Here is a 6,892-nt window from a genome sequence, read left to right on the forward strand (position 1 = left end):
GCGCCGTGCCGATCCGCAGCGGCGGCGCCTCGGCCAGCGCGCGCAGCCGCTCGGCGCGGGCGATCTTGTCGTGGGCACGGCCGAGCTGCCAGTTGCCCAGCGCGCAGGTCACCGCGATGACGATCAGCGCCGCGACCGTCGGCACCGGGCTCAGGGCGCGCAGCAGCTTCATCGGGGGCACAGCGACAAATGCCGTCGAAACTGCCGGGGGGACGCGGTGCGATAATGGCACACCATCGCCCCGACCGCCGCCATGCGCATCGTCATCGTCATTGCCTTCATCCTGATCGTCTCCAGCCTGGCCTCGGCCCTGTTCTTCATGATGCGCGACCGCGGCAAGTCGAGCGCGCATATGGTCCGTTCGCTGACGGTACGTGTCGGCCTGTCGATCGCGCTGTTCCTGTTCATCCTGTTCTCGTACTGGATGGGATGGATCGAAAGCACGGGCATCCGCACGGGGCCGTAGCACCGGGCACCTTCCAGACAGCCGACAAACAGCAAGCGCCGCAGGGGTGGACTCCTGCGGCGCTTGCTGTTTGTGCTGGCAGGGAATGCACGGCAATCCCGCATTCTAAAGGATCGACACGCCGCGCCGCGCCCTTGGATCCGTGTGCCCTGCGTATTGCAGCCGTAATCGGCTGTGTCGCCGCCGTGTCGCCGCCGTGTCGCGGCGATCACCGGCATTTCGGTACATAACTGAAACGCGATTTGTAATTCATGCGAATAGGACGCCGGCGGTGCCGTCATTCGCCGATTTTGATTCAGGTCAAAGAATCTTTTCGTTCCGTTTTTACCGATCGATATGGCATGTTAATGTGGTTGGCACGCGAATTTGCAATTTCGCGTTCGACCACTAATATCAAAGCCGCCCCATGAAATGCCTTGTCGGAACGCGTGCGCCCGCACGCGGGGGATGGCTGTTGCCGCCGTTTTCCGCATGGCCGACAGGCGGAATCGACCGGAGCCGTCATGAGCCATTTTCTCGACCGCTTGCGTTACTTCTCGACCGAGCGCATCGCATTTTCCAATGGCCACGGCGCCGTCACCGACGAAGACCGGAAATGGGAGGACGGTTATCGCCAGCGCTGGCAGCATGACAAAATCGTGCGCTCCACGCATGGCGTCAATTGCACCGGATCCTGTTCCTGGAAAATCTATGTCAAGGGCGGCATCGTGACATGGGAAACCCAGCAGACCGACTATCCGCGTACCCGTCCCGATCTTCCCAATCACGAGCCGCGCGGCTGTTCCCGCGGCGCCTCCTATTCCTGGTACCTCTACAGCGCCAACCGGCTCAAATACCCGCTGGTGCGCAGCGCATTGGTCAGGCTGTGGCGCGAGCGGCGCCAGTCGATGGGGCCGGTCGAGGCCTGGGCCTCGATCGTTGACGACCCGCAGGCGCGGCGCAGCTATCAGGCGCGCCGCGGCCTCGGCGGCTTTGTCCGTTCGAGCTGGGACGAGGTCAACGAGATCGTCGCCGCCGCCAATGTCCATACCATCGCGCGGCATGGCCCCGATCGCGTGGTCGGCTTCTCGCCGATCCCGGCGATGTCGATGGTGTCCTACGCCGCCGGCGCGCGCTACCTGTCGCTGCTGGGCGGTGTCTGCCTGAGCTTCTACGACTGGTATTGCGACCTGCCGCCCGCGTCGCCGCAGACCTGGGGCGAGCAGACCGACGTGCCCGAATCGGCCGACTGGTACAACTCGACCTTCATCGTGATGTGGGGCTCGAACGTGCCGCAGACGCGCACGCCCGACGCGCACTTCATGACCGAGGTCCGCTATCGCGGCACCAAGGTGGTGTCGATCTTTCCCGATTATTCGGAAGGCGCGAAGTTCGGCGACATCTGGCTGCATCCGAAGCAGGGCACCGACGCGGCCCTGGCGCTGGCGATGGGCCACGTGGTGCTGAAGGAATTCCACCTGGCGCCGGGCCGCAGCGCCTACTTCCTCGATTACTGCCGCCGCTATACCGACATGCCGTGTCTCGTCCGGCTGGTGCCGCATGGCGACGGCTATGTGCCGGAGCGGCTGGTGCGGGCCGCCGATTTCGATGACGCGCTCGGGCAGGCCAATCGGCCCGAGTGGAAGACCGTGATGATCGACGAGACCACCGACCGCGTCGTCGTGCCGCCCGGTTCGGCGGGCTTTCGCTGGGGCCAGCAGCAGGACGGCAAGCCCGGAGACGACGCGGGCAAGTGGAACCTGCGGATGGAGAGCGCCGACGGCACGCCGCTCGTGCCGCGGCTGTCGCTGGCCGAGGCGCATGACGAAGCGGTCGACGTGCAGTTCCCCTACTTCGGCAACGTCCCGCATCCGCACTTTCCCAATACCGGCCACGGCTCGGTGCTGTCGCGCCGGATCGGTGCGCGCCGCATTGCCACGCGCAACGGCGACATGCTGGTCGCCACGGTCTACGACCTGTTCATCGCCAATTACGGGCTGGACCAGGGGCTGGGCGGCCGCGATGTCGCCGCCTCCTACGACGACGACATTCCGTACACGCCGGCCTGGCAGGAAGCGATCACCGGCGTCAGGCGCGCCGACGTGATCGCGGTCGCGCGGCAGTTCGCCGAGAACGCGCACAAGACCGAGGGCAAGTCGATGGTGATCCTCGGCGCGGGGCTGAACCACTGGTTCCATATGGACATGTCCTACCGCGCGATCATCAACCTGCTGATCATGTGCGGCTGCGTCGGCAAGTCGGGCGGCGGCTGGTCCCACTATGTCGGCCAGGAAAAACTGCGGCCGCAGACCGGCTGGACGCCGCTGTCGTTCGGCCTGGACTGGTATCGGCCGCCCCGCCAGATGAACGGGACGTCGTTCTTCTACGCGCATACCGACCAGTGGCGCTACGACCCGATGGACCCGGGCGCGCTGCTGTCGCCGCTGGCCGACAAGTCGCAATTCCACGGCGCGCCGATCGACTACAACGTGCGCGCCGAACGAATGGGATGGCTGCCGTCGGCGCCGCAGCTGCTGCAGAACCCGCTGGCGCTCGGCCGCACGCTGGCCGATCCGGCCGCCGCCGGCAGCGTCGTCGCCGACGGCCTGAAGTCCGGCGCGCTGCGCCTGGCCTGCGAGGACCCCGACGATCCGCGCGCGTTCCCGCGCAACCTGTTCGTCTGGCGCTCCAACCTGCTCGGCTCGTCCGGCAAGGGGCACGAATACTTCCTCAGGCATCTGCTGGGCACCACGCATGGCGTGCAGGGCGAGCAGATCGGCGAAGGACGCCATGGCGAGGTACCGCGGCCCGAGGAGGTGGCGTGGCACGAGAACGCGCCCGAGGGCAAGCTGGACCTGCTGGTGACGCTGGACTTCCGCATGTCGACCACCTGCATGTACTCCGACGTCGTGCTGCCGACCGCGACCTGGTACGAGAAGGACGACATGAACACGTCCGACATGCATCCGTTCATCCATCCGCTGTCGGCGGCGGTCGATCCGGCCTGGCAATCGAAGAGCGACTGGGAAATCTTCAAGGGCATTGCGAAGCGTTTCTCCGAACTGGCTGAAGGTCATCTCGGCATCGAGCGCGACGTGGTGCTGTCGCCGATCGGCAAGGACACGCCGGCCGAGCTGGCCCAGCCCTTCGACGTGCGCGACTGGAAGCGCGGCGAATGCGAGCCGCAGCCGGGGCGGACGATGCCGTCGGTGACCGTGGTCGAGCGCGACTATCCGGCCACCTATCGCCGCTTCACCTCGTTGGGGCCGCTGATGGACAGGCTGGGCAATGGCGGCAAGGGCATCGGCTGGAATACCGAGGACGAGGTCCGGTGGCTGGGCGAGCTGAACCAGCGCACGTCCGACTCGGACGATGCCGACCACGCCGGTCACGCCGGACAGAGGCCGCGCATCGATTCGGCGATCGACGCCGCCGAGGTGATCCTGTCGCTGGCGCCCGAGACCAATGGCGCGGTCGCGGTCAAGGCGTGGCAGGCGCTGTCGGCGCTGACCGGCATCGACCACACCCATCTGGCGCGGTCGCGCGCCGACGAGCGCATCCGCTTTCGCGACATCCAGGCGCAGCCGCGCAAGATCATCTCGTCGCCGACCTGGAGCGGCATCGAGTCCGAGCACGTGTCGTACAACGCCTGCTACACGAATGTTCACGAGCTGATTCCATGGCGCACGCTGACCGGACGCCAGCAGCTGTATCAGGACCATGCGTGGATGCGCGCGTTCGGCGAATCGCTGTGCGTCTACAAGCCGCCGATCGATACCGGCAGCTACGCGGGCATGGTCGGCACGCGCTCGAACGGCAATCCCGAGATCGTGCTGAACTTCATCACGCCGCACCAGAAGTGGGGCATCCACAGTACCTACACCGACAACCTGCTGATGCTGACGCTGTCGCGCGGCGGCCCGATCGTGTGGATCGCCGAGGACGACGCCAGGCAGGCCGGCATCGTCGATAACGACTGGATCGAGTGCTACAACGCCAACGGCGCGCTGTGCGCGCGCGCCGTGGTCAGCCAGCGGGTGCCGCGCGGCATGGTGATGATGTATCACGCGCAGGAGAAGATCGTGAACACGCCGGGGTCGGAGATCACCGGCGGGCGCGGCGGCATCCATAACTCGGTGACGCGGGTCTCGCTCAAGCCCACCCACATGATCGGCGGCTACGCACAGCTGTCGTACGGCTTCAACTACTACGGCACGGTTGGCGCCAACCGCGACGAATTCCTGATCGTGCGCAAGATGCGGCGCGTGGACTGGCTCGACGATGCGCCGCCCGATCCGGTCAACCCGGCCACCGAACACAGGATCCGCGAAGGAGAGGCTCGATGAAAGTGCGCGCGCAGATCGCGATGGTGCTGAACCTGGACAAATGCATCGGCTGCCATACCTGCTCGGTGACCTGCAAGAACGTCTGGACCGGCCGCGAGGGCATGGAGTACGCCTGGTTCAACAACGTCGAGACCAAGCCCGGCATCGGCTACCCCAAGGACTGGGAGAACCAGCAGCGCTGGCGCGGCGGCTGGACCCGCAAGGCCAACGGCCGGCTCGAGCCGCGCCTTGGCAGCAAGTGGCGGATCCTGGCGCAGATCTTCGCCAATCCGCGCCTGCCGGAGATCGACGACTACTACGAGCCGTTCACCTTCGACTACGCGCATCTGCAGGACGCCGGCGACAGCCGCGCGATGCCGGTGGCGCGGCCGCGCTCGCTGATCAGCGGCGAGCGGCTGGAGAAGATCGAATGGGGGCCGAACTGGGAGGAGATCCTCGGCGGCGAATTCGACAAGCGCTCGCAGGACTACAACTTCGAGCAGGTGCAGAAGGACATCTACGGGCAGTTCGAGAACACCTTCATGATGTACCTGCCGCGCCTGTGCGAGCACTGCCTGAATCCGGCGTGCGTGGCGGCGTGTCCGTCTGGCTCGATCTACAAGCGCGAGGAGGACGGCATCGTGCTGGTCGACCAGGACAAGTGCCGCGGCTGGCGCATGTGCGTGTCGGGCTGCCCCTACAAGAAGATCTACTTCAACTGGCACAGCGGCAAGGCGGAGAAATGCATCTTCTGCTATCCGCGCATCGAGGCCGGCGAGCCGACCGTCTGCTCGGAGACCTGCGTCGGCCGCATCCGCTATCTGGGCGTGCTGCTGTACGACGCCGACCGCATCGAGCAGGCGGCCAGCGTCGAGTCCGAGCAGGACCTGTACGAGGCGCAGCTGTCGCTGTTCCTCGACCCGAACGATCCCGCGGTGGCTGCGCAGGCCGAGCGCGACGGCGTGCCGGCCGGCTGGATCGACGGCGCGCGCAAGTCGCCGGTCTACAAGATGGCGATCGACTGGAAGATCGCCTTTCCGCTGCATCCGGAATACCGCACGCTGCCGATGGTCTGGTACGTGCCGCCGCTGTCGCCGATCAATGCCGCCGCCAACAGCGGCGAGCTCGGCATCAATGGCTATCTGCCGGACGTCGGCTCGCTGCGCATTCCGCTGCGTTACCTGGCCAACCTGCTGACCGCCGGCGACGAGGCGCCGGTCAAGCTGGCGCTGGAGCGGCTGCTGGCGATGCGCGCCTATATGCGCGCCCGCCATGTCGACGGCGTCGACGCGCCCGGCGTGCTGGCGCAGGCCGGACTGAACGCCGCACAGGTCGAAGAGATGTACCGCTACCTGGCGATCGCCAACTACGAGGACCGCTTCGTCATCCCGACCTCGCACCGCGAATACGCCGAGGATGCCTTCGACCTGCGGTCTTCGTGCGGCTTCTCGTTCGGCAACGGCTGCTCGGACGGACGCTCGGAAACCAGCCTCTTCAGCACGAAGAAGGGCAATCGCAAGATCCCGATCCGCCAGGAGTTCTAGGACATGCTGACCGACGTCTTTTCGCGTGCCGCCGCGCCTTCGCCGGCCACCTTCTCGCTGCTGTCGGCCCTGCTCGACTATCCCGAGGCCGCGCTGCTCGCCGCCGTGCCGGAGGCGCGCCGGCGCGTCGCCGAGGACCGCTCGCTGCCGCGCGACAGCCGCGCCGACCTCGAACGTTTCCTCGACTACCTGGCCGCGCGCGAGCCGCTGACGCTGCAGGAGAACTATGTCGCGCTGTTCGATCGCGGGCGCGCGACCTCGCTGCATCTGTTCGAACACGTGCATGGCGAATCGCGCGACCGGGGCCAGGCGATGGTCGACCTGCTGCAGATGTACGAGCGCCACGGACTGCGGCTGCAGGCCGGCCATCTGCCCGACTACCTGCCGGTCTTTCTCGAGTACCTGTCGCGGCTGCCGGCATCCGACGCGGTGGCGCTGCTGGCCGAGACCGGCGAAATCCTGCAATCGATCGCGGCCCAGCTCGCCCAGCGGCGCAGCCACTACGCGCTGCCGCTGGGCGCGCTGCTGCGGATCATCGGGCAGCGCCCGCCCGCGCTGACGCTGCCCGAGCCCTCGGC

The 6,892-nt window shown here is 66.7% G+C and carries 5 protein-coding genes; 4 read left to right on the top strand and 1 reads right to left on the bottom strand.

Translation table 11 applies throughout. The features are described 5' to 3' along the window. The coding region (locus B551_RS11245; RefSeq protein ID WP_043438950.1) for an SURF1 family cytochrome oxidase biogenesis protein at positions 1-172 on the bottom strand (172 nt) is incomplete at its 3' end. Between the two features lie 81 nt (positions 173-253). On the opposite strand from B551_RS11245, the gene B551_RS11250 reads away from it, so the two are divergent. The 4 genes from B551_RS11250 to narJ form a co-directional block, all read left to right on the top strand. Next, on the top strand, positions 254-466 hold the full coding sequence (locus B551_RS11250) for a twin transmembrane helix small protein (RefSeq protein ID WP_006577163.1): 213 nt from the start codon (positions 254-256) through the stop codon (positions 464-466). A 503-nt stretch (positions 467-969) separates the two neighbouring features. Then, positions 970-4,791, top strand: coding sequence for a nitrate reductase subunit alpha (locus B551_RS11255; protein ID WP_023264100.1), 3,822 nt, complete (start codon positions 970-972; stop codon positions 4,789-4,791). Next, positions 4,788-6,314, top strand: a complete 1,527-nt coding sequence (narH, locus tag B551_RS11260; protein WP_023264101.1) for a nitrate reductase subunit beta — start codon at positions 4,788-4,790, stop codon at positions 6,312-6,314. Before B551_RS11255 ends, narH begins: the two co-directional genes overlap by 4 nt. Before the next feature lie 3 nt (positions 6,315-6,317). Then, on the top strand, positions 6,318-6,892 hold a 575-nt coding region (gene narJ, locus B551_RS11265), incomplete at its 3' end, for a nitrate reductase molybdenum cofactor assembly chaperone (RefSeq protein ID WP_023264102.1).

This window comes from Cupriavidus sp. HPC(L), assembly GCF_000307735.3.
In the GTDB taxonomy this organism is placed as follows: Bacteria; Pseudomonadota; Gammaproteobacteria; order Burkholderiales; family Burkholderiaceae; genus Cupriavidus.